The sequence below is a fragment of the Cellulomonas sp. ICMP 17802 genome, from assembly GCF_041295535.1.
Classification (GTDB): Bacteria; Actinomycetota; Actinomycetes; order Actinomycetales; family Cellulomonadaceae; genus Cellulomonas.
Map to the genome: position 1 here is coordinate 14,367 of NZ_JBGFQZ010000016.1, position 26,998 is coordinate 41,364.

Consider the following 26,998-nt stretch of genomic DNA (forward strand, 5'->3'; position numbering starts at 1 on the left):
AGTCGTGACGTCGAAGGAGACGACCGGTGAAGCTAGAGCTGCAGGGCATCACCAAGACCTTCGGGTCGTTGGTCGCCAACGACCACATCGACCTGGTCGTGGAGCCCGGTGAGATCCATGCCCTGCTCGGGGAGAACGGCGCCGGCAAGAGCACGCTCATGAACGTGCTCTACGGCCTGTACGACCCCGACGACGGCCGGATCCTGGTCGACGACGTGCCCGTGAACTTCGCCGGGCCCGGGGACGCCATGGGTGCCGGGATCGGCATGGTCCACCAGCACTTCATGCTGGTCCCCGTCTTCACCGTCGCGGAGAACGTGGTGCTCGGGCACGAGCCCGTGCGCGGCGGCGGCCTGATCGACCTTCCCGAGGCGCGCCGCCGGGTCAAGGAGATCTCCGACCAGTTCGGGTTCCACGTCGACCCCGACGCCTACATCGAGGACCTGCCCGTCGGCGTCCAGCAGCGCGTCGAGATCATCAAGGCCCTCTCGCGGCACGCCAAGGTCCTCATCCTCGACGAGCCCACCGCCGTGCTGACGCCGCAGGAGACCGACGAGCTGATCGGGATCATGCGCCAGCTCAAGGAGTCAGGGACGTCCATCGTCTTCATCACCCACAAGCTGCGCGAGGTCCGCGCCGTCGCCGACCGCATCACGGTCATCCGGCGCGGCAAGGTGGTCGGCTCGGCCGACCCGACCAGCAGCGAGACCGAGCTCGCCTCCCTCATGGTGGGCCGCTCGGTCGAGCTCGGGGTCGCGCGCACGCAGGCCGTGCCCGGCGAGGTCACCGTGCAGGTGCGCAACCTCACGGTCATCGACGAGGCCGGCGTGCGGCAGGTCGACGACGTCTCGTTCGACGTCGCGCGCGGCGAGATCGTCGCGGTCGCCGGCGTGCAGGGCAACGGCCAGACCGAGCTCACCGAGGTCATGCTGGGGCTCCAGGCGCCCGTCGCCGGCTCCGTGCAGCTGGACGGCGTCGAGCTGGTCGGCCGGTCCGTCGAGGACGTGCTCCACGCGGGCCTCGGCTTCGTCCCGGAGGACCGCTCGACCGACGGCGTCATCGCCGACTTCTCCATCGCGGAGAACCTCATCCTCGACCTGCACCGGTACGAGCCCTTCGCGCGCGGCGTCGCCCTGCGTCCCGCCGCGGTGCGCGAGAACGCCGAGAAGCGGATCGCGGAGTTCGACGTGCGGACCGGGTCGATCGACGCGCACGCGAGCACCCTGTCCGGCGGCAACCAGCAGAAGGTCGTGCTGGCGCGGGAGATGTCGCGACCGCTGCGGCTGCTCATCGCGTCGCAGCCGACCCGCGGCCTGGACGTCGGGTCGATCGAGTTCGTGCACACCCGGATCGTCCAGGAGCGCGACAACGGCACCCCCGTGATCATCGTGTCGACCGAGCTGGACGAGGTGCTGGCGCTGGCCGACCGCATCCTCGTGATGTACCGCGGCCGCATCGTCGGCAACGTGCCTGGCGGCACCGACCGCGACGTGCTCGGCCTGATGATGGCCGGCGTGCCGCTCGAGGACGCCGTGCGCCAGGCCGCCGAGCACCACACCACGCTGGGCGGGCTGGACCTCGAGGCCGGGGCTCCGGACGCACCCACGACGGACACCGCGTCCACGGAGTTTCCCCAGGAGGAGCTGTGAGCAGCCACACCCCGGAACCGCTGCCCGCCGCGGCCGTCCCGCCGCCCGGGCAGACGGGCGTCACGGAGCCCGCGGCGCCCGACGCGCCCGAGGGTGGCAACCGGGTCCTGCACGAGATCCTCTCGAGCAGCTGGCTGGTCTCGCTGCTCGCGATCGTGCTCGCGCTGATCCTGGGCGGGCTGCTCATCGCGGCGGCCGACCCCGACGTCCAAGCCGCCGCGGGCTACTTCTTCTCGCGGCCCGGCGACCTGCTGTCCGCGGCCTGGTCGGCCGTCTCCGAGGCCTATGCGGCCCTGTTCGCCGGCGCGATCTTCGACCCCCGCGCGGCGACGTTCGCGCGAGCCATCCGCCCGCTCACCGAGACGCTCACGGTGGCGACGCCGCTGATCCTCGCGGGCCTCGGGCTCGGCATCGGCTTCCGCGCCGGCCTGTTCAACATCGGCGCCCAGGGCCAGATCATCCTCGGTGGCATCTTCGCCGGGTACATCGGGTTCGCGTTCGACCTCCCCCCGGGCCTGCACCTCCTGCTCTGCGTGCTCGGCGCGGCGCTCGGTGGTGCCCTGTGGGCCGGCATCGCCGGCGTGCTCAAGGCGCGCACCGGTGCGCACGAGGTCATCGTCACGATCATGCTCAACAACATCGCCGTGTACCTCGTGGCGTACCTGCTGAGCCTCGACGCGTTCCAGCGCCCGGGCAGCAACAACCCGGTGAGCCCGCCCATCCCGGACAGCGCGGCGTACCCGCTCCTGCTCGGCAGCGGCTACCGGCTGCACGTGGGCTTCCTCGTCGCGATCGCGGCCGCGGTGTTCACCTGGTGGCTCATGGAGCGGTCGACCATCGGGTTCCGGTTCCGCGCCGTGGGGTCCAACCCGCACGCCGCGCGCACCGCCGGCATCTCGGTCAACTCGACGTACATCTGGGTCATGCTCACGGCGGGTGCCTTCGCGGGCCTCGCGGGCTCGGCGCAGGTGCTGGGCACCGAGCGGGTGCTCACGGCCGGGGTCGCGGCGAGCTACGGGTTCGACGCCATCACGGTGGCCCTGCTCGGCCGGTCCAAGCCGCTGGGCACGGTGTTCGCAGGCATCCTGTTCGGCGCGCTGCGCGCCGGCGGCGTCGTCATGCAGGCGCGCACCGGGACGCCCATCGACATCGTGCTCGTGGTGCAGTCGCTCATCGTCCTGTTCATCGCGGCCCCGCCGCTGGTCCGGTCCGTGTTCCGCCTGCCCTCGCCGGACACGCCCCGCGCACCGAAGCCGGTCGTCCCCGTCGCCGCGAAGGAGGTCAGCGCGTGAGCGCCCCCACGATCGACGCCCCGGCGGCGTCCGCCCGCCCCGCGGGCGAGCTGGTCCTGCCGCCCATCCGCTGGCACGCGCCGATCGCCTACGCGGCCGTCGCGCTGGTCGGCCTGGTGGTATTCGGGCTCCTCGGCAAGGCCGGGGACGTCAGCACGTTCGCCGTCTCCACCACCAAGGACTTCGTGCGCTTCGAGCCCTTCTCGGTGCCGTCGAAGCTCACCGCGACCCTGCTGTGCCTCGGCGCGCTGGTGCTCGCCGGGATCTCGTTCAACGCCACCCGGCAGCGCCGCAAGGTGGGCCCGTGGCTGCCCATCCTGTACGGCGTCTTCATGGTGTTCGCGTTCCTGGTGTGGGCGGTGGCCGGCAAGACCAGCGGCCTGCCCCTCACGGGCCTGCTGCAGGGTTCGCTGTTCCTGGCGATCCCGCTGGTGTTCGGCGCCCTCGCGGGCCTGCTGTGCGAGCGGTCGGGCATCATCAACATCGCGATCGAGGGCCAGCTGCTGGGCGGCGCGTTCCTCGCGGCCGTCGTCGCCACCCTCACCGGCAGCGCCTACGCCGGCTTGATCGCGGCCCCGATCGCGGGCGCCCTGGTGGGCCTGCTGCTCGTGCTCTTCGCCATCAAGTACGTGGTCAACCAGATCATCGTCGGCGTCGTGCTCAACGTGCTGGTGATCGGCGTGACCAGCTACCTGTTCTCCACGGTGCTCAAGCAGAACCCGGACACGTGGAACAACCCGCCGGGCCTGCCCGTGATCAGCATCCCGGTGCTGTCGCAGATCCCGATCATCGGCCCGGTGCTGTTCCGCCAGACGGTGCTCGTCTACATCATGTACGTCGTCGTGATCCTGCTGCAGATCATGGTGTTCCGGTCCCGCTGGGGCCTGCGCCTGCGGTCCGTGGGCGAGCACCCCAAGGCGGCGGACACGGTCGGCATCAAGGTCAACCGCACGCGGCTGCGCTCGACCGTGCTGGGCGGCGCGGTGGCCGGTCTCGGTGGCGCGTTCTTCACGGTCGCGGCCGGGCTGGCGTTCGGCAAGGAGATGACCAACGGCAAGGGGTACATCGCCCTCGCCGCCATGATCCTGGGCCGCTGGAGCCCGAAGGGCGCCCTCGCGGCGGCCCTGCTGTTCGGGTTCGCCAACAACCTGCAGCTGCAGCTGAGCATCATCCAGACGCCGATCCCCAGCCAGATCATGCTGATGACGCCCTACATCGTGACGATCTTCGCCGTCGCGGGGCTGGTCGGACGCGTGCGCCCGCCGGCCGCCGAGGGCATCCCCTACACGAAGTGAGCCGCGCCGTGTCCACCGACACCGAGATCGACTGGGCCGCCCTCCGGGAGGCCGCCACCGAGGTCATGCACCGGGCCTACGCGCCGTACTCGCAGTTCCCGGTCGGCGCCGCGGCGCTGGTCGACGACGGGCGCGTGGTGGTCGGCTGCAACGTGGAGAACGCCTCCTACGGCGTCACGCTGTGCGCCGAGTGCGCGCTGGTCTCTGGCCTGCACGTCTCGGGCGGCGGGCGGCTGGTCGCGTTCACCTGCGTGGACAAGCACGGCAACGTGCTCATGCCGTGCGGCCGCTGCCGCCAGCTGCTGTGGGAGCACGGGGGAGCCCGGCTGCTGGTGGAGACCACCCACGGCATCAAGCCGATGACCGAGGTGCTCCCGGACGCGTTCGGGCCCGCCGACCTGGAGGAACGCAAGTGAGCACCGAGGCCTTCGACGCCGTCGACGTCATCGTCACCAAGCGCGACGGGCACCGGCTGTCCGACGCGCAGATCGACTGGGTCATCGACGCGTACACCCGCGGCGTCGTGGCCGAGGAGCAGATGTCGGCGCTGAACATGGCGATCCTGCTCAACGGCATGGACCGCACGGAGATCGCCCGGTGGACCGCCGCGATGATCGCGAGCGGCGAGCGGATGGACTTCTCGGGGCTCTCGCGGCCGACGGCGGACAAGCACTCGACCGGCGGCGTGGGGGACAAGATCACGCTGCCGCTGGCCCCGCTGGTGGCCGTGTTCGGCGTCGCGGTCCCGCAGCTCTCGGGCCGCGGGCTGGGCCACACGGGCGGCACGCTGGACAAGCTCGAGTCGATCCCGGGCTGGCGCGCGGCGCTGAGCAACGACGAGATGATGGCGCAGCTGGACGACGTGGGCGCGGTCATCTGCCAGGCCGGCTCGGGCCTGGCCCCCGCCGACCGCAAGCTCTACGCGCTGCGCGACGTCACGGGCACGGTCGAGGCCATCCCGCTGATCGCCAGCTCGATCATGAGCAAGAAGATCGCCGAGGGCACGGGCGCGCTGGTGCTCGACGTCAAGGTGGGCTCGGGCGCGTTCATGAAGGACGTCGACAAGGCCCGCGAGCTGGCCCGCACGATGGTGGCGCTGGGCACCGACGCGGGCGTGCGGACCGTCGCGCTGCTCACAGACATGTCGACGCCGCTCGGGCTCACCGCGGGCAACGCGCTCGAGGTGCGCGAGTCGGTCGAGGTGCTGGCGGGCGGGGGACCGGCGGACGTGGTCGAGCTCACGGTGGCGCTGGCGCGCGAGATGCTCGCCGCCGCCGGGCGCCCCGTCGACGACGTCGCGGCGGCCCTGACCGACGGCCGGGCGATGGACGCGTGGAAGCGCATGATCGCGGCCCAGGGCGGGGACCCGGACGCGACCCTGCCGGTGGCCCGCGAGACCGAGCAGGTGCTCGCGGAGGCCGACGGCGTGCTGACCGAGCTGGACGCGTACGCCGTCGGCATCGCCGCGTGGCGCCTCGGGGCGGGCCGCGCGCGCAAGGAGGACCCGGTGCAGGCGGGGGCGGGCGTCGAGCTGCACGCCAAGCCCGGCGACGTGGTGCGGGCCGGCCAGCCGCTGATGACGCTGCACACCGACACCCCCGAGCGGTTCGGCCGCGCGCGCGAGGCGCTCGCCGGCGCGGTCGTCGTGGCCCCCGCGGGGACGGCCGTGCCGGACCGGCCCCTGGTGATCGACCGCATCGACGCCTGACCCTTCCGGGCACGCGCCGACGGGAGCACGATGGGGTGATGACCACCGTGCCCGGCAAGGACTCGTGGCGGGACGCCGGCCTGGCGCCCGTGGACCTGGACGTGCCCCGGCGGCTCGGCGACGACGACGTCGAGGACGCCGACGACGCCACCGACCCCGAGGAGTACGAGCCGGGGTTCGCGCGCGCCGACCGGGACGGCCGGGCCGACGAGGCGGACGTGGTCGAGCAGGACACCGAGGTGCCCGACGACGAGGGGGCCGACGGCTGAGAGCGAGCCCGCGCACGCGTGTCCCGCTACCGTGAGCGCATGACCTCCCCTTCCGACACGCCCGAGGCCACCGATGCCGTCGCCTCGCTCGTCGCACTGATCCCCGGACTGCCCAAGGTCGTGCTGCACGACCACCTCGACGGAGGCCTGCGCCCCGCGACGCTGGTCGAGCTGGCCGCGGAGGTCGGCCACGAGCTGCCGACGACCGACGCCGACGAGCTGGGCCGCTGGTTCGTCGAGGCCGCCAGCTCGGGCACCCTGGTGCGGTACCTCGAGACGTTCGACCACACGGTCGCGGTCATGCAGACCGAGGACGGGCTGCGCCGCGTCGCCCGCGAGTCGGCGCTCGACCTGGCCGCCGACGGCGTGGTCTACGCCGAGCAGCGGTACGCGCCGGAGCAGCACCTGAGCAAGGGGCTCTCGCTCCAGCAGGTGGTCGACGCGGTGCAGGCCGGGTTCGCCGAGGGCGTCGCCGAGGCGGCGGCGCAGGGCCGCTCGATCCGCATCGGCACGCTCATCACCGCGATGCGGCACGCGGACCGCGGCGACGAGATCGCCGCGCTGGCGCTGGAGAACCGCGACAACGGCGTGGTCGGCTTCGACATCGCGGGCGCCGAGATCGGGTTCCCGGCCTCGCGGCTGGCCAGCGCGTTCGCCACCCTGTCCGAGGCGGACTTCCCGGCGACGGTGCACGCGGGCGAGGCGGTCGGGCCGGAGTCGATCGCCGACGCGATCCACGTCGGCCGCGCGCTGCGCATCGGGCACGGCGTCCGCCTGGTCGAGGACATCAGCACCGACGAGCTGGGCGACAGGCTGGGCACGCTGGCCCACTGGGTGCGCGACCGGCGCATCCCGCTCGAGCTCTGCCCCTCCTCCAACGTGCAGACGGGCGCCGCCGAGTCGGTGGCCACCCACCCCATCTCCCGGCTGCGGGACCTCGGGTTCGCGGTGACCGTCAACACCGACAACCGCCTGCAGTCCGGCACCTCGATGACCCGCGAGCTGACGCTGCTGGTCGAGGAGGCCGGCTGGACGCTCGCCGACCTGCGCGACGTCGCGGTCACCGCGGCCCAGCACACGTTCCTGCACCACGACGAGCGGACGGCCCTCATCGAGCAGGTCCTGCTCCCGGCCTACGCGAGCGCCCGCGGGAGCCGGCACCGCGCCTGAGCACGACGAAGGCCCGCACCCCCTCGGGTGCGGGCCTTCGCGGTCCCTAGATCAGGCCCTTCGTGTGCCAGACCGTCTTCGTCTCCGAGAACGCGGTGATGCGGTCCAGCGACGGCGCCGCCGCGCCAGGGCCGTTCTCGGGCGGCAGCACGCGCTTGAGCGTGTCGGCCGCCGCGATCTGCAGGTCGATCCAGTCCAGGTCGCCCGCGCCGACCAGGTCGAGGGCGTTGACGTCCGCGTGGCTGGCCAGCCACGGGGCGATCTCGGCCGGTGAGCCGGTCAGCACGTTGACGACGCCCTTGGGCACGTCGCTGGTGGCGAGCACCTCGGACAGGCTGATCGCCGACAGCGGCAGCTTCTCGCTGGCCACGACGACGACCGTGTTGCCGCCGACGAGCGCCGGCGCGATCGCGGACACGAGGCCCAGCAGCGAGGAGTCCTGCGGCGCGATGACCGCGACGACGCCCGTGGGCTCCGGCACCGAGATGTTGAAGTACGGCCCGGCGACGGGGTTGGCGTTGCCGGCCACCTGGGCGTACTTGTCGCACCAGCCCGCGTACCAGACCCAGCGGTCGATGGCGGCGTCCACCTGCGCGGTCGCGGCCGCGGAGGTCACGCCCTCGGCGTCGACGATCTCGGCCACGAACTGCGCCCGGCGGCCCTCCAGGATCTCGGCCACGCGGTAGAGCACCTGGCCGCGGTTGTACGCGGTCGCGCCGGCCCAGCCGCCGACGGCCGCGCGGGCGGCGACCACCGCGTCGCGGGCGTCCTTGCGGGACGCCTTCGCGGCGTTGGCCAGGAACGCCCCCTTGGCGCCGACGATCTCGTACGTGCGACCCGACTCGCTGCGCGGGAAGGCTCCGCCGATGTAGAGCTTGTAGGTCTTGGGCACGGCGAGGCGGCTCACTTGGTGGCTCCGTTCTTGAGGTACGCGGCGATGCCGTGCCGACCGCCCTCGCGGCCGTACCCGGACTCTTTGTAGCCGCCGAAGGGGCTGGACGGGTCGAACCGATTGAAGGTGTTGGCCCAGATCACGCCCGCGCGGAGCTTGTCCGCGACCGCGAGGATGCGGCTGCCCTTGTCGGTCCAGATGCCGGCGGACAGGCCGTACGGCGTGTTGTTGGCCTTGGCGATCGCCTCGGCCGGCGTGCGGAACGTGAGCACGCTCAGCACGGGCCCGAAGATCTCCTCGCGGGCGATCCGGTGGCTGGTGGAGACGTTGGTGAAGATGGTCGGCGCGTACCAGAACCCGTTCTCCGGGATGGTGCAGGCCGCGGTCCAGCGGTCGGCGCCCTCGGCCTCGCCGACGTCGCTCAGCTCGCGGATGCGCTGGAGCTGCTCGGCGCTGTTGATCGCGCCGATGTCGGTGTTCTTGTCCAGCGGGTCGCCCAGGCGCAGGGTCGACAGCCGGGCCTTGAGCCGGTCGACCACCTCGTCGTGGACCGACTCCTGCACCAGCAGGCGGCTGCCGGCGCAGCAGACGTGCCCCTGGTTGAAGAAGATCCCGTTGACGATGCCCTCGATGGCCTGGTCGATCGGCGCGTCGTCGAACACGATGTTCGCGGCCTTGCCGCCCAGCTCCAGCGTGAGCTTCTTCTGCGTGCCGGCCACCTGCTTGGCGATCGCGCGGCCCACCGACGTGGAGCCCGTGAAGGCGACCTTGTCGACGTCGCCGTGCCCGACCAGCGTCGCACCGGTGTCGCCCGCGCCCGTGATGATGTTGACGACGCCGGGCGGCAGGTCCGCCTGCTGCACGATCTCGGCGAACAGCAGCGCGGTCAGCGAGGTGGTCTCGGCCGGCTTGAGCACCACGGTGTTGCCCGCGGCCAGCGCCGGGGCGATCTTCCACGCGAGCATGAGCAGCGGGAAGTTCCACGGGATCACCTGCGCGGCGACGCCGAGCGGGGCCGGGTTGGCGCCGAGGCCGACGTGGTCGAGCTTGTCGGCCCAGCCGGCGTAGTAGAAGAACCACGCGGCGACCAGCGGGACATCGACGTCGCGGCTCTCCTTGATGGGCTTGCCGTTGTCCAGGCTCTCGGCCACGGCGAGCTCGCGCGAGCGCTCCTGCAGCAGCCGGGCGATCCGGAACAGGTACTTGCCGCGGTCGGACCCGGACATGCGGGACCAGACCTTGTCGTAGGCGCGCCGGGCCGCGGCGACCGCGGCGTCCACGTCGGCCTCGTCGGCGGTCGCGATGGTCGCGACGTGCTTCTCGGTGGCGGGCGAGATGGAGGCGAACGGCGTGCCGTGCCCCTCGCGGAACTCGCCGCCGATGAACAGGCCGTACTCGCTGCGCAGGTTGAGGATCGCCTGGGACTCGGGCGCCGGGGCGTACTCGAGGAATGACATCAGTGGGCCCTTCAGTCGATCGTGACGTAGTCGGGACCGGAGTAGTGACCGGTCGTCATCTTCTGGCGCTGCAGCAGCACGTCGTTGAGCAGGCTCGAGGCGCCGAACCGGAACAGGTGCGGCGTCAGCCACTCCTCGCCGACCGTCTCGGCGACCGTCACCAGGTACTTGATCGCGTCCTTGGACGCCCGGATGCCGCCGGCCGGCTTGACGCCGACCTTCTCGCCGCTGAGCCGGTGCCAGTCGCGCACGACCTCGAGCATGAGCAGCGTGACCGGCAGCGTCGCGGCCGGCGCGACCTTGCCGGTGGACGTCTTGATGAAGTCGCCGCCCGCGAGGATCGAGAGCCACGACGCCCGGCGCACGTTGTCGTAGGTGGTCAGCTCGCCGGTCTCGAGGATCACCTTGAGGTGGGCGTACGTGCCGTCGGTGCGGCGGCAGGCCTCCTTGACGGCGACGATCTCGTCGTAGACCTGGCCGTAGCGGCCGGCCAGGAACGCGCCGCGGTCGATGACCATGTCGATCTCGTCGGCCCCCGCGGCGACGGCGTCCGCGGTGTCCTCGAGCTTGATGGACCGGGACGCGCGGCCGCTGGGGAACGCGGTGGCCACGGCGGCGACCGCGATCCGGCCGTCGTCGGGGTCGCCGTGCAGCGCGCCGAGCGCCTGCACCGCGTGCGGGACCATGTCGCCGTACACGCACACCGCGGCGACGCGCGGGCAGCCGGGGTCGGCCGGGTCGGGCGTGACGGCCTTGGCGACGAGCGAACGCACCTTGCCGGGCGTGTCTGCGCCCTCGAGCGTGGTCAGGTCGATCAGCCCGATGATCCGGTCGAGCGCCCAGGCCTTCGAGGTGGTCTTGATCGAGCGCGTGCCGAGCCCGGCCGCCCGCTGCTCGAGCCCGACGGCGTCGACGCCCGGGATGCCGTGCAGGTAGCGCCGCAGGTTGGCGTCGTTCGCCTCACCGCCGATCACCGCGAGTGCGCGGTCGGTGGGAGCGATCTGGGTGCCTGTCATGCTGAGCCTCGCTGTCCTTCGCTGGTCCGTGCCTGGGTGGTGATGAGGTTCTCCGCCGTCCCGTCGTCGGTCACGAGCACGGTGCACAGCCCGCTGCCGACGACGGCGCGGGCAACGGCGTGCTTGGCCGCTCCGGTGATGACGGCGATGCTGAGCGTCGCGGCCCGCAGGCTCTCGAGCGGGAGGCCGACGGTCCGCTCGTCGAGCTCGTGGTCGACGACGGCGCCGGTGGCGTCGATGTACCGCCCGACCACGTCGCCGACCGCGCCCCGGCGCACGAGCCCCGCGACGTCGTCCGCCGTGAGGTAGCCGCTGTCCACGAGCACGGAGCTCTCGTCGGCCGGCCCCGCGCTGAAGAGGTAGGCGTCGGCGGCGCGGGCGTGGGCGAGCACCGCGCCGACCGCGCGGTCCGACTCGATGGCCCGCTTGGTCTCGCGGTGCTCGAGGATCGCCGGGCTGGGCAGCAGCGCCGCCTGCCCCCGGCCCTTCTGCGCGATGGTGACCGCGGTGGTCGCCGCCGTGCCGGCCCGGCGCGTGAGGCTGACGCCGCCGTTGATCTGCACGACGTCGACGCCGGCCGCCCAGCCGTCCTCGAGGTGCAGCGAGATCTCGTGCAGGGTCCGGCCCCAGCTGATGCCGAGCGTGCGCGGCACCGGCCGCAGGGCCGTGAGGTAGTCGGCGGCGGCCTGCGCGACGCGGGACTGCACCTCGTCCTCGCCGTCGACGCCCGCGGTGGACACGACGATCGCGTCGGCCAGGCCGCAGGTCTCGCGCAGCCGGCGCTCGATGGGCAGCCGGCGGGCCCGCGGGTGCACGATCTCGATCCGGATGAAGCCGTCGGCCTTGGCCTGGGCGAGCAGCCGACCGACCTTCCAGCGCGTGAGCCGAAGGATGGACCCGATCTCGTCCTGGGTCTTGTCGTCCTCGTAGTACAGCTCGGCAGCGCGGATGGACAGCAGCTCGTCCGACTCGATCATCACGTTCCTCTCGGCCTCTCCAGGGTAGGCACCCCCGCATCTCGAGTGCAACACTCGTAGGGATCTTTGCTCATATGAGCACGCGGGCGGATTCACCCTTTCGGTCGTTCTGCCCGAGATTGACTCGTCGGGGGGCGTCGGCGACAGTGGGGCGCGCCGGCGGAGCGCCACGGCGAGGGGACAGGCGGGCATGGGTCGTTGGGGTCGCGGCGCGACGCTCGCTGCCGTGCTCGTGACCGCGCTGGCCGCCGGGTCCGGGCTCGCCGCCGCCGTGCTCGACGTCCGTGCGCACAAGACCCTCGTGGTGCCGTCGGCGTGGTCGGAGTCATGGGCCGGCGCTCATGTGCGGGAGGGCCGGGACGTGGTCCTGGCGTGGGGCGACCGGGCGGGTGCGGACCCCCGAGTGGCGCCGGCGGGGCTGCGGTTCGACGCCGACCGTGCCGTGGCGCAGCTGGACGCCCTGTACGCGCTGGACGTGCACGACCTCGGCGTCGTGGCCGAGGACGGGGCGGTCGCCCGGCACAAGGTCGTGGTCGTCGTCGACGGCACGTGGTCGGACGGACCCGGCTCGCCGGACGGCGACGTCGTGGTGCCCCTGGCGGGCGGCCTGTCGCAGCAGCCGCGGGGGGCCACCGGGAGCGTCACGGACGGCGTCGGGCTGCTGCGCGTGGAGGTGTCGGCGCTCACCGCGCGCGGGCACGAGTCGGCGACCGGTCCCGCGGCCGCCGGGGGGTCGGAGTTCGACCCGTCGTGGGAGCTGGCGCGGGGGTTCGCCGAGATGGTGCAGGGGTTCGCGGCCCTCGACGCGCCCGGTCGCGGCTTCGCATCCGACGACGCCGCGACGTTCAGGTCCGCGAGCGCGGCCTACCTCGCCACGGTGGCCGCGCCGGGCGGCATCGGGAGCACGGCGGACCTGGTGCGCAGCCCGCAGCTGCCCTGGTCGAGCCCGCGGACGGGGGACGGCAGCTGGCTGCTGCTGCAGTACCTGGCGGAGCGCGACGGCGAGCAGCTGCTGGGCGGTCTCTGGCGCGAGGCCCGGGCCGGCGAGGACCCGCTCAGCGCGTACCGGCGGCTCACCGGCCTGAGCCAGTCCGACCTGAACCGCCGGGTGGCCGAGTACGCGCTGCGCACGGTCGCGTGGGACTTCTCCGACCGGAGCGCGATCGCGGCGGCCGTCGCGGACCTCGACCCGGTGCTGGTGGCGGACCGGACCACGCCGGTCGAGGCCGTCGCCGACGACCCGGGCCACTACCGCGTGCTGGACGGGTTCGCGCCGTCCGACTACGGCTACACGGTCGTGCGGCTGGCCGTCGATCCCGGTGCGCGCGACCTCCACCTGCGGCTGCGGGGGCACACCGACGCGCCCGACGCCGGCCTGAGCTTCGGCTTCGTCGCGCTCGGCAGCGGCACCCCGCGGTACAGCCCCGTCACGGAGAGCCTCGACCAGGAGGTGCAGTTCGCGCTGCGCGCCGGGGAGCGGGAGGTGTACCTCGTCGTCGTCGGCACGCCGACCCGGAACCACCCGCACGCCTCGACCGACGGGTTCGGCGACGTGGCGCGCTACCCCTACGAGTTCCGGCTGTCCGGCGCGACCGTGGCCGACGACGCCTCGGCGCCGGCGGTGGACGGCGGCCACCGGCACCCCAACGGCGGCGGCTGGGTGGACGACGCCGCGACCGTCGACCCGACCGCGTTCGTCAGCCCCGACGCGGTCGTGCGGGGCGACGCCCAGGTGCGCGGCGACGCCCGGATCGAGGGCCGGGCGTGGGTCGAGGCCGGTGCCGTCGTCGAGGGTGCGGCGGTGGTGCGCGACGTCGCCCTCGTGCGGTCGACCGCCCGGCTCAGCGGCACGGTGGTGGTCTCCGGCGACGCCGTCGTGGGCTTCACCTGCGCGGCGGGCGGGTACGCCACCTATGACCCGGCCCGGACCTGCGACGGGCGCCCGGCGCTGCCCGACACGAACGTCGTCCCGACGTCCTTCGCGCCCGGCGACCTGACCCTGACCTCGGTCCCGGCGCCGACCCCGACGCCGACCCCGACGCCGCCCCCCGCACCCGAGCCGACCGCCCCGACGAGGCCCGCCGCCACCCCGACCGCGACGCCGCGGCCGCACGCCACCGCCACGCCGCCGCCGCCCGCCGTGACCCCGACCGAGGGGGGCGTCGCGCCGCCGGAGCCGGTGCCCGCCAGCGCGTGCACCGCCACCTACTCGGTGACCCACCACTGGTCCTCGCACGGGCAGAGCTGGTTCCAGGGGCAGGTGGTGGTGACCGCGGGGAGCACCGGCGTGGAGGGCTGGGCCGTCACCTGGTCGATCCCGCCGGGCGAGCAGATCATCAACGTGTGGAACGCGAACCTTGGCGTGAGCGGCTCGCAGGTGACGGCGGAGAACATGAGCTACAACGGCGCGCTGCGCGACGGCGCGACGACGACCTTCGGGGTCCAGGGGACCGCACCGGACGACAGCGCGCTGCTGGTCCCGCAGGTGAGCTGCTCCCGGACCCGCTAGATGCCGAGCGCCGCCCGCACGTCCGAGGCCACCGAGTCGAGCCGCGCCCGGGCCTCCGCGCGCACCCGGCCGACGGCCCTGTGGTCGGCCGCCGGGTCCACCGGCAGGACCACCTCGAGGTAGCACTTGACCTTCGGCTCCGTGCCGCTGGGGCGCACCACGACGCGCGTGCCGTCCGCGGTGAGCAGCCGCAGCCCCTCGGTGGGCGGCAGTCCGTCGCGGTCGTCGTCGGTGCCCGCGGCCAGGTCCACGACCTCGGTGACGCGCGACCCGCCGAGCGTCGTCGGCGGCCGGCTGCGCACGCGGTGCACCGTCTGGCCGATCTGCTCCAGGTCGACGAACCGCGCGCTGACCTGGTCGGTCAGGTGCAGGCCGTGCGCGCGGGCGAGGTCGTCGAGGGCGTCGACGATCGTGCGGCCCTCCGCCTTGAGCCGCGCCGCCAGGCCCGCCACGAGCAGCGCCGCCGAGATGCCGTCCTTGTCGCGCACGTGCGCCGGGTCGACGCAGTAGCCGAGCGCCTCCTCGTACCCGAACACCAGGCCGTCCACCCGGGAGATCCACTTGAACCCGGTGAGCGTCTGCGCGTAGCCGTAGCCCGCGGCGCTCGCGATCTTGCCCAGCAGGCGCGACGAGACGATCGAGCTGGCGAAGTACGAGCCGTTCGGGCTGCCCCCGCGCGCCGCCAGCGTGGCGCCCAGCAGCGAACCCGTCTCGTCGCCGTGCAGGATGCGCCAGCCCTCGGCCTCCGCGGTGTCCGGGCCGCGGAACGAGCGGTGGCGCAGGTCCTGCGCGCCGACGCCGCAGCGGTCCGCGTCGGGGTCCAGCGCGATCACCAGGTCGGCGCGCTCGTCGCTGGCCAGGCCGATGGCCAGGTCGATCGCGCCCGGCTCCTCCGGGTTGGGGAACGCGATGCTGGGGAAGTCGCCGTCCGGCTCCGCCTGCTCCGGTACCACCAGCACGTCGGTGAACCCGGCCTCGGCAAGCACGCGCTGAGCGACCTCCCCGCCGACGCCGTGCAGCGGGGTGAGCACGATGCGCAGGCGCCTCGCGGCCGCGCGCGTGGCGTCGTCGGTCGGTGCGAGGGCGACGACGTTGCGCACGTAGGCGTCGAGCACCTCCGGCCCGAGGATCGTCCAGCCGCTCGCGGCCCGCGGCACGGACGCGACCGACGGCACGTGGGCGATCTCGGCGGCGATCGCGGCGTCGGCCGGCGGCACGATCTGGGCGCCCTGGCCCGAGTCGGTGACCACGCGCCCGCCGAGGTAGACCTTGTAGCCGTTGTCCTGCGGCGGGTTGTGCGACGCCGTGACCATGATCCCGGCGTCCGCGCCCAGGTGGCGGACCGCGAAGGCCAGCACCGGCGTGGGCAGCGCCGACGGGAGCACCAGCACCTCGATGCCCACGGCCGTCAGCACCGCGGCCGAGTCGCGCGCGAAGTCGATCGACTTGTGCCGGGCGTCGTAGCCGATGACCACGCGCGGCGCGGGGTGCACGCCGTCGAGCTCACCGAGCAGGTAGTCGGCCAGCCCGGACGCGGCGCGGATGACGACCGCGCGGTTCATCCGGTGCGGCCCGCCGCCGAGCCGTCCGCGCAGGCCCGCCGTGCCGAACTGGAGCAGCCCGGTGAACCGGTCCGCCAGCTCCGCGCGGGCCGCCGCCCGGGCGTCGAGCTCCTGGCGCTGCGTGGGGTCGGGCTCCTGCCCGGGGGCGATCCCCGGGGGTGCGGAGCGGGCCAGGTCGAGCAGGCCGCGCAGCTCGTCGGCAGTCTGGGGATCGGGGTCGTCGTCGATCCACGCCTGCACCCGCGCCTCGAGGCCTGCCCACGCATCGTCGCCGGTCATGAGGCCAAACGTACTCATGCCGCGGGGTCGGCGCTTCCCCCTGCTAGAGGCGGCGGACGATCTGGGCCAGCAGCGCGCTGATCCGCGGGCCTGCGGCGCGGCCGGCCTCGATCACCTCGCCGTGCGAGAGCGGCTCGGGGCTGATGCCGGCCGCCAGGTTGGTGACCAGCGAGATGCCGAGCACCTCGAGCTTGGCGTGCCGGGCGGCGATCGCCTCGAGAGTGGTCGACATGCCGACCAGGTCGCCGCCGATGCGCCCCGCCATCTGCACCTCGGCCGGCGTCTCGTAGTGCGGCCCGGGGAACTGCACGTACACGCCCTCGTCGAGGGTCGCGTCGACCTCGCGCGCGAGGGCCCGCAGCCGGGTCGAGTACAGGTCGGTCAGGTCGACGAAAGTCGCGCCCTCGAGCGGCGACGTGGCCGTGAGGTTGATGTGGTCGCTGATGAGCACGGGCGTGCCGGGGCCCCACGCGAGGTTCAGCCCGCCGCAGCCGTTGGTCAGGACGATCGTCGACGCCCCGGTCGCGGCCGCCGTGCGGACCCCGTGCACCACGCGGCGGACCCCGCGGCCCTCGTACAGGTGGGTGCGCGAGCCCAGCACCAGCGCGTGCCGGTCGGTGCCCTCGATGCGGATGGACCGGATGGTGCCGACGTGCCCGACGACCGCCGGCGCGGAGAACCCGGGGACGTCGTGGCTGGGCAGCTCCGCGACGGTCTCGCCCAGCAGCTCGGCCGCCCCGCCCCAGCCGGAGCCGAGCACGAGCGCGACATCGTGGCGCGCCACGCCGGTGGCCTGTGCGATGTACGCGGCGGCCTGCGCGGCGACCTCGAACGGGTCGGTCGCGGGGTCGTCGAGGTCGAGGAGGGGTGTGACGTCGCTCATGGTCCGAGGCTAACGCCCCCGGTCCGCCTGGCCGCGCGGCGCCGGACCGGCAGAATGGGTGCTCGTGAGCACACCCGCGCCCGAGTCACCCGCCCCTCGCGTCGTCGTCATCGGCGGTGGGCCGGGCGGGTACGAGGCGGCCCTTGTCGGTCGCCGCCTGGGCGCGGACGTCACCGTGGTCGAGGCCGCCGGCATGGGCGGCGCCGCCGTGCTGACCGACGTCGTCCCGTCGAAGACCCTGATCGCGACCGCCGAGTGGATGACGATCGCCGACCGCGCGCCCGAGCTGGGCATCCGGCTGGACGGCACGCCGCTGTCCGGGGGCACCCTCGAGGAGCTGCGGCACCGCATCGACCTCGCCGCCGTCAACACCCGCGTCAAGGCGCTCGCGGCCGCGCAGTCCGCCGACATCCGGGCTCGCCTCGAGCGCGAGGGCGTGCGGATCATCCTCGGCCACGGCCATCTGGAGGGCCCGTCCAGGGTCGCCGTGACCACCCCGCAGGGCGCCGACGACCTGGTGCTCGACGCCGACGTCGTCCTGGTCGCCACGGGCGCCACGCCGCGCGCGCTGCCCGAGGCCCGGCCGGACGGCGAGCGCATCCTCACCTGGACGCAGCTGTACGACCTCAACGCGCTGCCCGAGCGGCTCATCGTGGTCGGCTCCGGCGTCACCGGCGCCGAGTTCGCCGGCGCCTACACCTCGCTCGGCGCCGACGTCGTCCTGGTGTCCAGCCGCGACCGCGTGCTGCCCGGCGAGGACGCGGACGCCGCCCAGCTGCTCGAGGACGTGTTCAAGACCCGCGGCATGACGGTCATGTCGCAGTCGCGCGCCGCCGGCGCCCGCCGCACCGCCACCGGCGTCGAGGTCACGCTGTCCGACGGCCGCGTGATCGAGGGGTCGCACGTGCTGTTCGCCGTCGGCTCGATCCCGACGAGCTCGGGCCTGGGCCTGGAGGAGGCGGGCGTCCGGCTCACGCCGTCGGGGCACATCGAGGTGGACAAGGTGTCGCGCACCAACGTGCGAGGCATCTACGCGGCCGGCGACGTGACCGGCGTGCTGCCGCTCGCATCGGTCGCCGCCATGCAGGGCCGGCTCGCCATGGCGCACGCGCTCGGCGACGCCGTGAAGCCCCTGTCGCTGCGCGGCGTCTCCGCGAACATCTTCACGTCGCCCGAGATCGCGACCGTGGGCTCGTCCGAGAAGGTGCTGCAGGAGCAGGGCGTCAAGTACTCCGTGAGCATGCTGCCGCTGGCCCGCAACCCGCGCGCCAAGATGCTGGGCGTCCGCGACGGGTTCATCAAGATCTTCGCCCACGGCGCCACCGGCACCGTGCTGGGCGCGGTCGTCGTCGGACCCCGCGCCAGCGAGTCGATCTACCCCCTGACACTGGCCGTGACCCACCGCCTGACGACCGACCAGCTGGCCGAGACGGCCACGGTCTACCCGTCGATGTCGGGCACGATCGCCGAGGTGGCCCGCATCCTCCACCACCGCGCCGAGGACTGACCCGCAGAGGGTCGGTCCGACCGACGACTGGGACTGACCGCAGCGGAGGGTCGGTCCGACCGACGACGACTGGGACTGACCGGCAACGGAGGGTCGGTCCGACCAACGACGACCGCGGACCGACCTCTCTCGGTCCGGGCCTGTCAGCCGTCGACCATGTGGTTGACCCCGCCATTCGCCCGGATGAGCCGTCCAACCACATGCTCGCGGTGGTCGACCAAGTCATGAGTGACGTCTGCGGGCCGCTAGACGGCACTCATGACGTGGTCGACCCCTGACGGGCTGGCCAGCACGACCTCGCGGACCGCCGATTGTCGACCATGTGCTTGACCCCGCCAAGAGCCCGGATGAGCCGTCCAACCACATGCGCGCGGTGGTCGACCATGCGATGAGTGACGTCTGCGGGCCGGTAGACGGCACTCATGACGTGGTCGACCTCGCACGGGCCGGCGAGCACGACCCCGCGGACCGACCTTGATCGATCCGGCCCCGTCAGCCGTCGACCATGTGCTTGACCCCGCCAAGAGCCCGGATGAGCCGTCCAACCACATGCTCGCGGTGGTCGACCATGCCATGAGTGACGTCTGCGGGCTCCCGGACGGCACTCATGGCGTGGTCGAGGCTCAGGGGCGGGCCAGCAGGAGCTCGTGGACCGCCGACGACAGCGGCGGGTCCAGCGGCAGGGCCTGCAGGTGGCTCACCCGGACCGACAGCGGGGCGTCGGACGTGGCGATCGCGTGGATGCGCGCCTTGAGGTCGTAGCCGATCTGCGCGCGGTCCAGCAGCGCGAACAGGCGGCGCGCGAGGTCGTTCGGCCCGAGCCGGGGGTCCGGGCCGACCGTGACGGCGAGCACGGCGTCGACCGGGACGTCCTCGACCGTGATCGAGACGCGGTCGTCCGTGCGCACCAGGGACGGCGCCGTGTCGTCGTCCAGCGCGTCGAGAGTGAGGCCGCCGATCGTCGCCGTGGGTGACCCGTCGAACGCCACGAACGTCACGGTCCACGACCGGGTCGCGGGCAGGCAGTCCAGAGCGCCGACCGCGGGTCCGACGGTGAGCGTGCCGGTGGCCTGCGAGAACGTCAGCGGGGTCGACGCGGTGCCGGCCGGGGTCCCGTCGTCCTCGACCAGCGTGAAGGACCCGTCCGCCCCGACGACCACCAGCACCTCGAGCGCCGCGGGGTTCACGGGGTCGTTCGCGGGCACCCCGGCGGCGTCCAGGGGGACGATCGCGCCGGCGGGCGCCAGCACGGGGATGGTCGACAGGTCGCGGTGCAGCAGGAGCTCGCGGCCGCCGTCGTAGACCAGCCCGGTGAACACGTCGACCCAGGTGCCGGCGGGCAGCCAGGCGCGGACCGAGGCCAATCGGGTGCGCGGGTCGGTGGGCGACGTCAGCGGGGCGACCACCAGCTGGCTGCCGAACAGGAACTGGTGGGGCTGGTCGTAGGCCTCGGGCGCGTCGGGCCACTGGTGGTAGAGCGGCTCGACCAGCGGCCGGCCGGCCCGCGAGGCGCGGTGGTTCATCGTGTGCAGGTAGGGCACCAGCCGGTGGCGCAGGCGCAGGTGCTCGGTCATCACGGTGCGCGCGGCGGGCGCGAACGTCCACGGCTCCTTCGTCGTGAACGGGTTGGCGCCCGAGTGCAGCCGCAGGATCGGCGAGAAGACCCCGAGCTGGAGCCAGCGGGTGGCCAGCTCGTCGTCCTTGCCGCCGAACATGTGGCCGCCGATGTCGTGGCTCCACCAGCCGTAGCCGATGTTCGACGCGGTGGCCGTGAAGTACGGCTGGAACGCCAGCGACGCCCACGAGATGACGGTGTCGCCGCTGAACCCGACCGGGTAGCGGTGGCTGCCGGGGCCCGCGTAGCGCGAGAACGTCAGGGGCCGACGGCCGTCGCGCGCGCTGTCGAGGAAGTGGAAGTGGTTGAGCATCCACAGGGGGTCGATGCCGGCGACCCTCGAGTGCGGGCCGGACTGCCAGTCGAGCCACCAGAAGTCGACACCGTCGTCCTCGAGGCCGCGGTGCAGCACGTCGAAGTAGGCCTCGAGGAACTCCCGGTCCGTGACGTCGAACGGGATCGGGTCACCGGACTCGATGCCGAGCGCCGCGGCCATCGCCGGGTACGCGTCCTCGTGGGTGCGCACGCCGTCGGCCGGGTGCACGTTGAGCGTCACGCGCAGGCCCCGCTCGTGCACGGAGGCCAGGAACGTCGCCGGGTCGGGGAAGAGCGCCCTGTTCCACGTGTAGCCGGTCCAGCCGCTGCCGAGCGCGGGGTCGACGTCCGTGACGTGCCAGTCCATGTCGATCACGGCCACGCTGAACGGGATGCCCTCGGAGGCGAACCGGTCGAGCAGGGCCGAGTAGCTGTCGGCGGTGTACCGGTGGAACCGGCTCCACCAGTTGCCCAGCGCGAACCGCGGGAGCAGGGGCGTCGGCCCGGAGACCGCGTACAGCGCCTGGAGGGCCGCCCGGTGGTCGTGGCCGTACGCGAAGACGTAGAGGTCGGTCCGCGAGCCGTCGCGGGGCGCCACCCAGCCGTCGTCGTCGAAGACCATCGAGCGCGAGTCGTCGAGCACCGCGAACCCCTGCCGCGACACGACGCCCGGTTCCAGCGGGATGGCGCCGTCGGCGAGGTCGAGCGTGCGCGCCGTCCCGCCGAGACCGGGCTCCTCGGAGCCGAACCGCCAGACCGAGTGGTACGAGCTGATGCCGCCGAGCACCGAGACGCTGAGCCCGCTGGTGCTGAACGGGCGCCGGTCGTAGACCAGGTGCAGCCGGTCGGTGAGCACCTCGACGTGCGTCTCGGTCTCGACCAGCCGGAACGACGGCACCGGGAGCGCCCGGTTGAGCGCGAACGTCGACGCCCGGTCCTCGAACCCGCCGTCGGGGGAGTGCTCGAGCCGCAGCAGCCCGTCGGTCAGCACCGTGATCCGATAGTGCGGCCCGACGACCACGGCGGCGGGGTCGGCGCGAGGGCGGGCGGGCAGGGGCGGCCGGGACGTCATGGGGTCGAGGGTCCTCCCGGGCGATGCCCGGTTCAACTCGGGTCAGTCGTCGACGGTGAACGTGGCCACCAGCGGGAGGTGGTCCGACTGCTGCGGCTCTGTCAGCACCGTGGCGTGGCCGAACGTCACGCCCTGCCCGAACACCCAGTCGATCTTCACGGTCGGGTCGGCCGCTGTCGAGGTGGGCGCCGTGGAGCCGGCCGGCACCCACCCGGCGTCCTCGAGCAGCTGGATCTCGGGCCAGCCCGGCTCCGCGTTGAGGTCGCCCGCGAGCACCGCCGGGGGCGTGACCGGCTCCGCCGCGGCCAGGGCCTTGAGCTGCTCGAGCCGGGTGGGCGTGTTCGACTCGCGGTGCTGCAGGTGGATCGAGGTGACCCGCACGTCCGCCCCGGAGGCCGTGGTCAGCGTGGTGCTGAGGGCCGAACGGCTCTGGGGGCCGGCGCCGTAGGGCAGCGGGTGGACCACCGCGTCGGTGAGGCCGGACCGCGCGAGCACCGCGTTGCCGAACTGGTGGTCCGCGGCGGGCGCGAAGTGGATGGTCATGCCGAGCCGGTGCGCCAGCCAGGTGGCCATGTCGGCGCCCCCGCCGAACACCCAGCCGCGCTCGACCTCCTGCAGCGTGACCACGTCGGCGTCCTGCGCCTCGATGGTCGCCGCGATGCCCTCGAGGTCGACGGCCGTCTCGGGCGAGACGCCGTAGTGCAGGTTCCAGTCGACCAGCGTGATCTCGTCGCCGGCGGCGCGCGCGGGCACCTCGGCGCCCGTGGTGCTGGTGGTCGACGGCACCAGGCCGAGCACCGCGAGGACCAGCGCGGGCAGGATCAGCAGCCGCACGGAGCTGAGCCGGGTGGGCAGGTGGTCGGGGCTGGTGAGCGCGGGGACGGCGCCGGGCGTGCGCCGGCGCAGGCCCGACAGCGCGAGCCCGAGCCCCGCGAGCACGACGACCCAGACGTTGTCGACGGGCAGCGGCACGTCGTAGTCGAGCATGTAGAGCAGCAGCGGACCGATGGTGCCCAGGCCGACCACCAGCGTCGCTGCTCCCGTCCGCGGGATGCCGCGCGGGGCGGGCCGGTGGGCGCTCAGGGCCGCGGACAGCACGATGCCCACGCAGAGCTCGAGCACGACGACCGCCACCAGGGCAGCGATCCCGGTGAGCCACAGCGCGCACGCGACCCCGACCACGAGCAGCACGGCGGCGCCCACCCGGACCCCCGCGGACCAGGGGTCGGCACGCAGCAGCGTCCAGGCGCCCGCGGCGTTGGCGACGACCACGGCGAGCCCCGCCCAGCCGAGCGCGACCCCGGACTGCGAGGCGACGAACGCCGGGTTGGCGACGATCATCGCGGCCAGCGCGAGGAAGAGCCCGAGCGCCCACAGCCGGCGCGGGCGGCCCGTGGCCTGCGACTCCGGGGTGGTGAACGCGACGAGCCCGCGGGCAGTGCCGACGACGGCGAGCGCGAGCAGCACGGCGACCGCCCACCCGGTCCAGCTGTCGCGCCAGAGCGCGTCCCACGTGCCGAGCACCAGCTGCAGGCCCACCGACAGCCCGCAGCCCAGCACGAGCCCCGTCGCGGCCTGCCGGCCACCCGCGGGCCGGCCGGCGACGAAGGCGACCGCGAGGGTGAGCACGCCGACGGACACCGCGACGGTGACCAGGCCGACCACGTCCAGCGCGAGCCCGTCCAGCGCCTGGACCACGACGCGCAGCACGGCCAGCGCGCCCGCACCGACCAGCAGGGTGCGCGCGTCGGGAGTGCCGGAGGTCCGCCCGACGACCAGCAGCAGGACGGCCGCGACGAGGCCTGCGCCGGCGTAGGTGCCCAGGGCGGCGGCCGCGGCATCGATCGTCCCCGCCGCGAAGGCGCGGTCCAGCAGCGGGCCGCTGGCCCGGACCATCTCGAGGCACATCACCGTGAGCAGGGCGACGAGCCACACGCGGGTCGGGGTGCCGGCGTCGGGCGGCGTCCGGGCGGGGGTCTCGTCGGGCGGCGTCGTCGTCACGCGCGCGAGATTACCCCCGCCGTCAGGCGAACAGCTGCTGCCCCACGAACGGGCTGTCGTCGGTGACGGTCGGTGTGCCGTCCGGTCCCGTGACCAGCGACCCGTCCGGCACGCCCGGCGGGACCGCGAACAGGCCCGACCCCGTGTGCGTGAGGTACTCCATGAGCGCGTCCTTGCCGGACAGCGCGGTCTGCATGGGGATGTAGTGCGTGCGCGGGTCGCGGACGAACGCGAGGAAGAACAGCCCCGCGTCGAGGCGGCCCAGGGAGTCGTTGCCGTCGGTGAAGTTGTAGCCGCGGCGCAGCATCCGCACGCCGTCGTTCTCGGTCGGGTGGGCCAGCCGCACGTGCGAGTCGACCGCGATCAGCGGGGCGCCGCCTGCGCCCTTCGTGGTGAAGTCCGGCTCGGTGAACTCGGTGCCGCCCGACAGCGGAGCGCCCTCGCCCTTGGTGCGCCCGACGAGGTTCTCCTGCTCGCGCAGCGACGTCCGGTCCCACGTCTCGATGCGCATCCGGATCCGCCGCGCCACGAGGTACGAGCCGCCCGTGAGCCAGGCCGAGTCGGTGTCGTCGGCGTCGGCCGCGTCCGCGGGCACCCAGACGTGCTCCTCCAGCGCCGCGGTCTCCTCGGCCTTGACGTTGGCCGTGCCGTCCTTGAACCCGAACAGGTTGCGGGGCGTGCGCTGCGCGGTGCTCGTGGACGACGTGCGCCCGTACCCCAGCTGCGTCCACCGGATGGTCGCGGAGCCGAACGCGGCGCGGGACAGGTTGCGGATCGCGTGGACAGCGATCTGCGGGTCGTCGGCGCACGCCTGCACCACGAGGTCGCCGTCGCTGCGCGCGGGGTCCAGGTCGTCCGCGGCGAAGTGCGGGAGGTCGACCAGCCCCCCGGGCAGCCGGTCCGCCAGGCCGAACCGGTCCTCGCCGGGCGTGCCGTCGGCCGACGGCGTGCCGACGAACAGCGACCGACCGAACCCGAACGTGATGGTCAGCCCGGCCGGCGGCAGGTCGGCCGCCTCGCCGGTGTCGTCCGGCGGGGCGTCGTACGGCCCGGACGCCGGCCCGAACTCTCCCGCGGGCAGGCCCTGCGTGAGCCGGGCGGCGATCGTCGTCCACCGCCGCAGCAGCTCGACCAGCTCGTCGCGCGAGGTCGTCGTCAGGTCGAACGCGGCCAGGTACAGGCGGTCCTGCGCGGGCGTGACGATGCCGGCCTGGTGCACGCCCGTGAACGGGTAGGTGCCGGCGGCCCTCGGGGCCACGGCGGTGGCGGACGGCGCGGTCGCGCGGCCAACACCGAAGCCGGCGGCGACGCCGACGGCGGCCAGTCCGCCGCCGAGCCCGAGCAGGGCGCGCCGGGACAGGCCGGTCGGCTCGTCGTGCGGGTCCGTGGGGGCGGGCACGGGCACTCCTTCGGTCAGGCGCCCGTCACCGTGGCGGTGAGCTGGGAGAGGGGCTCGGACAGCGCGTCGACCGCAGCGGCGAGCTGCTTGACCTGCGCGTCCGTGAGCTTGTCGTAGGAGGTGAAGCCGGTGTCCAGCGAGCCCTGGGCCGCCAGCAGCGTGTCCAGCTCCTCGAAGCGCGTGGCCAGCGTGTCGGCCAGGTCCGGGTCCTGCGCCCGGACGACGTCCGCCAGCACCTCGTAGCCCACGCGGGCGCCGTCGACGTTGGCCTGGAAGTCCCACAGGTCGGTGTGCGACCAGATCTCCTCCTCGCCGGTGACCTTGCCGGTGGCCACCTCGTCGAGCAGCTCCTTGGCGCCGTTGGCGATCTGGAAGGCCTGGAACGTGAAGTCGGGGGCGTTGACCTCGTCGACCAGCTGCTGCGTGTTGGCCACCAGGTCGGCCGCGGCGGCGGCGCGCTGGTCCGCGGTCAGCGGCACGTAGGCCACCCCGCCGTTGGCGTCGGCCGCGGGCTGCCACAGGTCCTTCTCGATGAGATGCCAGCCGGTCCACGGCGTGCCCTGCTCGACGTCGGCCTCGCGCAGGTCGAGCTTCGGGTCCAGGTCGCCGAACGACTCGGCGACCGGCTCGATGCGCTCCCAGTGCGCGCGCGTGCCGGCGTAGAGCGACCTCGCGGTCTCGTCGTCGCCCGCGGCGTAGGCGTCGGCGAACGCCTGCGTGCCCGCGATGAGGCCGCCGACCTGGTCCTTGACGTACGCGACGTAGGACTCCTCGGCCGCGGCGAGCTGGTCGGCGGTGTCGCCGGTCGGGCCCACCTGCGCCCCGCTGTCGTGGACGGTGAACGTCGCGCGGATGCCGTCGCCGACCATGCCCGGCTTGCAGGAGGTGTAGTACGTGCCCGGCTTCAGCTGCGCGATGAGGTCGCGCGACAGCCCCGGCCCGACGTTCTCGACCTCGGCGACGACCCGCAGGCCGTCCTCGCCGAGCAGGTAGAACTCGGTGACGTCGTCGCCCGCGTTGGTGACGGAGAACCGGACCGTGCCGGAGTCGGCCTCGGTGGCCGAGAGGTCGCACGCGTCCGCGGTCGACGTCACCGTGAGGGCGCCCGCGGTGCCGCTCGCGCCCGGGGTCGACGTGTCGTTGGGGACGCAGGCGGCGACCAGCGGCAGGACGAGCGCGGCCAGGGCGGCGGCGACGGCGGACGTGCGGCGGGACATGGGTCTCCTCAAGGAGCGGGTGTCGACGAGTGTCAGGCGGCGGTCGCGCGCACGGCCGGCGCGACGGCCGGGGCCGACGGGCGGGCGGGCGCGGAGCCCCAGGTGGTGCGGATGAAGAAGAACATCGTGGGCACGAGGTAGGCGGTCCAGGCGATCAGCTGGAGCCACGTCGTGGCGGGCGTGAAGTTGAAGACCCCGCGCAGGAGCGTGCCGTACCAGCTGCTCGGCGGGATGGTCGCGGAGACGTCGAACGCGAGGTTGTTCAGGCCGGGCAGGATGCCGGCCTCCTGCAGGTCGTGCACGCCGTAGGAAAGCACGCCCGCGGCGACGACCACCAGGAAGAGCCCGGTCCAGGCGAAGAACACGCGCAGGTTGAGCTTCAGGGCGCCCCGGTAGAGCAGCCAGCCGAAGAGGACCGCGGTGGCCAGGCCGAGCGCGGCGCCGACCAGCGGGCCGAGGTTCGGGGTCGCGTTGACGGCGGTGCCGCTGGTCGCCTGCGCGCTGGCCCACAGGAACAGCGCGGTCTCCAGGCCCTCGCGCCCCACGGCCAGCATCGCGACGACGAGCACCGCCTGCTTGCCGGCCCCGATGGCGTCGTCCAGCTTGTGGTGCAGGTCCGCCTTGAGGTGCCGGGCGGTGCGCGCCATCCAGAAGATCATCCAGGTGACCAGGCCGACCGCGATGATCGAGAGCGTCCCGCCGATGGCCTCCTGCGCCTCGAACGACAGGCCCGACGGCCCGAACGTGAGGATCGCCCCGAACGCGAGCGACGCCGCGACCGCCACCCCGACGCCGGCCCACAGGGCCGGGAGCTGCTCGCGCCGGCCGGACTTGACCAGGTAGGCGACGAGGATGCTCACGACCAGCGCGGCCTCGAGGCCTTCGCGCAGACCGATCAGGTAGTTGGCGACCAT

Annotated in this window: 20 protein-coding genes; 9 read left to right on the forward strand and 11 right to left on the reverse strand. The window is 73.6% G+C overall.

Going from position 1 to position 26,998, the window contains the following annotated elements; all coding sequences use genetic code 11:
• Positions 1 to 26: 26 nt before the first annotated feature.
• Genes AB5970_RS12745 through AB5970_RS12775 form a run of 7 tightly spaced genes read left to right on the forward strand, consistent with a single transcriptional unit; the run spans position 27 to position 7,383 of the window.
• The gene (locus AB5970_RS12745) at positions 27 to 1,649 is read left to right on the forward strand and encodes an ABC transporter ATP-binding protein (protein WP_370504318.1); all 1,623 of its coding nucleotides are present in this window, start codon (positions 27 to 29) and stop codon (positions 1,647 to 1,649) included.
• Positions 1,646 to 2,941 (forward strand): ABC transporter permease, encoded by a 1,296-nt coding sequence (locus AB5970_RS12750; protein WP_370504319.1) that lies wholly within the window; start codon positions 1,646 to 1,648, stop codon positions 2,939 to 2,941. The genes AB5970_RS12745 and AB5970_RS12750 overlap by 4 nt, the downstream gene beginning before the upstream one ends.
• A complete protein-coding gene (locus tag AB5970_RS12755) occupies positions 2,938 to 4,236 on the forward strand; it encodes an ABC transporter permease (RefSeq protein WP_370504320.1) in 1,299 nt (432 codons plus the stop codon). Before AB5970_RS12750 ends, AB5970_RS12755 begins: the two co-directional genes overlap by 4 nt.
• 8 nt (positions 4,237 to 4,244) lie before the next feature.
• Complete coding sequence (locus AB5970_RS12760; RefSeq protein ID WP_370504321.1) at positions 4,245 to 4,652, forward strand: cytidine deaminase; 408 nt, start codon at positions 4,245 to 4,247, stop codon at positions 4,650 to 4,652.
• Complete coding sequence (locus AB5970_RS12765; protein ID WP_370504322.1) at positions 4,649 to 5,944, forward strand: thymidine phosphorylase; 1,296 nt, start codon at positions 4,649 to 4,651, stop codon at positions 5,942 to 5,944. The genes AB5970_RS12760 and AB5970_RS12765 overlap by 4 nt, the downstream gene beginning before the upstream one ends.
• 38 nt (positions 5,945 to 5,982) lie before the next feature.
• The gene (locus AB5970_RS12770) at positions 5,983 to 6,213 is read left to right on the forward strand and encodes a hypothetical protein (protein WP_370504323.1); all 231 of its coding nucleotides are present in this window, start codon (positions 5,983 to 5,985) and stop codon (positions 6,211 to 6,213) included.
• Between the two features lie 39 nt (positions 6,214 to 6,252).
• Positions 6,253 to 7,383 (forward strand): adenosine deaminase, encoded by a 1,131-nt coding sequence (locus tag AB5970_RS12775; protein ID WP_370504324.1) that lies wholly within the window; start codon positions 6,253 to 6,255, stop codon positions 7,381 to 7,383.
• A 46-nt stretch (positions 7,384 to 7,429) separates the two neighbouring features.
• Here AB5970_RS12775 and AB5970_RS12780 read toward each other — a convergent pair whose 3' ends face one another.
• Genes AB5970_RS12780 through AB5970_RS12795 form a run of 4 tightly spaced genes read right to left on the reverse strand, consistent with a single transcriptional unit; the run spans position 7,430 to position 11,725 of the window.
• The gene (locus tag AB5970_RS12780; RefSeq protein ID WP_370504325.1) at positions 7,430 to 8,290 is read right to left on the reverse strand and encodes an aldehyde dehydrogenase family protein; all 861 of its coding nucleotides are present in this window, start codon (positions 8,288 to 8,290) and stop codon (positions 7,430 to 7,432) included.
• Positions 8,287 to 9,732 carry an aldehyde dehydrogenase family protein gene (locus tag AB5970_RS12785; protein WP_370504326.1) on the reverse strand — a complete coding sequence of 482 codons (1,446 nt, stop codon included), beginning with the start codon at positions 9,730 to 9,732 and terminating at the stop codon, positions 8,287 to 8,289. The genes AB5970_RS12780 and AB5970_RS12785 overlap by 4 nt, the downstream gene beginning before the upstream one ends.
• Positions 9,733 to 9,743: 11 nt before the next feature.
• Positions 9,744 to 10,748, reverse strand: a complete 1,005-nt coding sequence (gene deoC, locus AB5970_RS12790) for a deoxyribose-phosphate aldolase (RefSeq protein ID WP_370504327.1) — start codon at positions 10,746 to 10,748, stop codon at positions 9,744 to 9,746.
• Complete coding sequence (locus AB5970_RS12795) at positions 10,745 to 11,725, reverse strand: sugar-binding transcriptional regulator (RefSeq protein WP_370504328.1); 981 nt, start codon at positions 11,723 to 11,725, stop codon at positions 10,745 to 10,747. Before AB5970_RS12795 ends, deoC begins: the two co-directional genes overlap by 4 nt.
• A gap of 190 nt (positions 11,726 to 11,915) precedes the next feature.
• Here AB5970_RS12795 and AB5970_RS12800 point away from each other — a divergent pair, with 190 nt between their 5' ends.
• Positions 11,916 to 14,234 (forward strand): DUF6055 domain-containing protein, encoded by a 2,319-nt coding sequence (locus tag AB5970_RS12800; RefSeq protein WP_370504329.1) that lies wholly within the window; start codon positions 11,916 to 11,918, stop codon positions 14,232 to 14,234.
• Here AB5970_RS12800 and AB5970_RS12805 read toward each other — a convergent pair.
• Both AB5970_RS12805 and AB5970_RS12810 read right to left on the reverse strand, forming a co-directional pair.
• Positions 14,231 to 16,075 (reverse strand): phospho-sugar mutase, encoded by a 1,845-nt coding sequence (locus AB5970_RS12805; protein ID WP_370504330.1) that lies wholly within the window; start codon positions 16,073 to 16,075, stop codon positions 14,231 to 14,233. The two genes, AB5970_RS12800 and AB5970_RS12805, sit on opposite strands and share 4 nt — an antisense overlap.
• A gap of 43 nt (positions 16,076 to 16,118) precedes the next feature.
• A complete protein-coding gene (locus AB5970_RS12810) occupies positions 16,119 to 16,958 on the reverse strand; it encodes a purine-nucleoside phosphorylase (RefSeq protein ID WP_370504331.1) in 840 nt (279 codons plus the stop codon).
• Between the two features lie 64 nt (positions 16,959 to 17,022).
• Here AB5970_RS12810 and AB5970_RS12815 point away from each other — a divergent pair, with 64 nt between their 5' ends.
• Positions 17,023 to 18,465 (forward strand): NAD(P)H-quinone dehydrogenase, encoded by a 1,443-nt coding sequence (locus AB5970_RS12815; RefSeq protein ID WP_370504332.1) that lies wholly within the window; start codon positions 17,023 to 17,025, stop codon positions 18,463 to 18,465.
• Between the two features lie 623 nt (positions 18,466 to 19,088).
• Here the strand turns inward: AB5970_RS12815 and AB5970_RS12820 are convergent.
• The 5 genes from AB5970_RS12820 to efeU are packed head-to-tail and all read right to left on the reverse strand — an operon-like array spanning position 19,089 to position 26,998.
• Positions 19,089 to 21,467: a glycoside hydrolase family 31 protein gene (locus tag AB5970_RS12820; protein WP_370504333.1), complete on the reverse strand. Its 2,379-nt coding sequence runs from the start codon at positions 21,465 to 21,467 to the stop codon at positions 19,089 to 19,091.
• A gap of 42 nt (positions 21,468 to 21,509) precedes the next feature.
• Positions 21,510 to 23,468 (reverse strand): endonuclease/exonuclease/phosphatase family protein, encoded by a 1,959-nt coding sequence (locus tag AB5970_RS12825; RefSeq protein WP_370504334.1) that lies wholly within the window; start codon positions 23,466 to 23,468, stop codon positions 21,510 to 21,512.
• A 22-nt stretch (positions 23,469 to 23,490) separates the two neighbouring features.
• A complete protein-coding gene (gene efeB / locus AB5970_RS12830; protein ID WP_370504335.1) occupies positions 23,491 to 24,867 on the reverse strand; it encodes an iron uptake transporter deferrochelatase/peroxidase subunit in 1,377 nt (458 codons plus the stop codon).
• A gap of 14 nt (positions 24,868 to 24,881) precedes the next feature.
• Entirely contained in the window at positions 24,882 to 26,084 is a 1,203-nt protein-coding gene (gene efeO, locus AB5970_RS12835; protein ID WP_370504336.1) for an iron uptake system protein EfeO, read from the reverse strand.
• A gap of 32 nt (positions 26,085 to 26,116) precedes the next feature.
• Positions 26,117 to 26,998, reverse strand: coding sequence for an iron uptake transporter permease EfeU (efeU, locus tag AB5970_RS12840; protein WP_370504337.1), 882 nt, complete (start codon positions 26,996 to 26,998; stop codon positions 26,117 to 26,119).

Bases quoted from the DNA above. Each gene is read 5' to 3' on its own strand.
- deoC (WP_370504327.1), bottom strand. From the start codon at position 10,748: ATGACAGGCACCCAGATCGCTCCCACCGACCGCGCACTCGCGGTGATC.
- AB5970_RS12810 (WP_370504331.1), bottom strand. From the start codon at position 16,958: ATGAGCGACGTCACACCCCTCCTCGACCTCGACGACCCCGCGACCGAC.
- AB5970_RS12800 (WP_370504329.1), top strand. From the start codon at position 11,916: ATGGGTCGTTGGGGTCGCGGCGCGACGCTCGCTGCCGTGCTCGTGACC.
- efeO (WP_370504336.1), bottom strand. From the start codon at position 26,084: ATGTCCCGCCGCACGTCCGCCGTCGCCGCCGCCCTGGCCGCGCTCGTC.
- efeU (WP_370504337.1), bottom strand. From the start codon at position 26,998: ATGGTCGCCAACTACCTGATCGGTCTGCGCGAAGGCCTCGAGGCCGCG.
- AB5970_RS12785 (WP_370504326.1), bottom strand. From the start codon at position 9,732: ATGTCATTCCTCGAGTACGCCCCGGCGCCCGAGTCCCAGGCGATCCTC.
- AB5970_RS12775 (WP_370504324.1), top strand. From the start codon at position 6,253: ATGACCTCCCCTTCCGACACGCCCGAGGCCACCGATGCCGTCGCCTCG.
- AB5970_RS12795 (WP_370504328.1), bottom strand. From the start codon at position 11,725: ATGATCGAGTCGGACGAGCTGCTGTCCATCCGCGCTGCCGAGCTGTAC.
- AB5970_RS12820 (WP_370504333.1), bottom strand. From the start codon at position 21,467: ATGACGTCCCGGCCGCCCCTGCCCGCCCGCCCTCGCGCCGACCCCGCC.
- AB5970_RS12805 (WP_370504330.1), bottom strand. From the start codon at position 16,075: ATGACCGGCGACGATGCGTGGGCAGGCCTCGAGGCGCGGGTGCAGGCG.
- AB5970_RS12770 (WP_370504323.1), top strand. From the start codon at position 5,983: ATGACCACCGTGCCCGGCAAGGACTCGTGGCGGGACGCCGGCCTGGCG.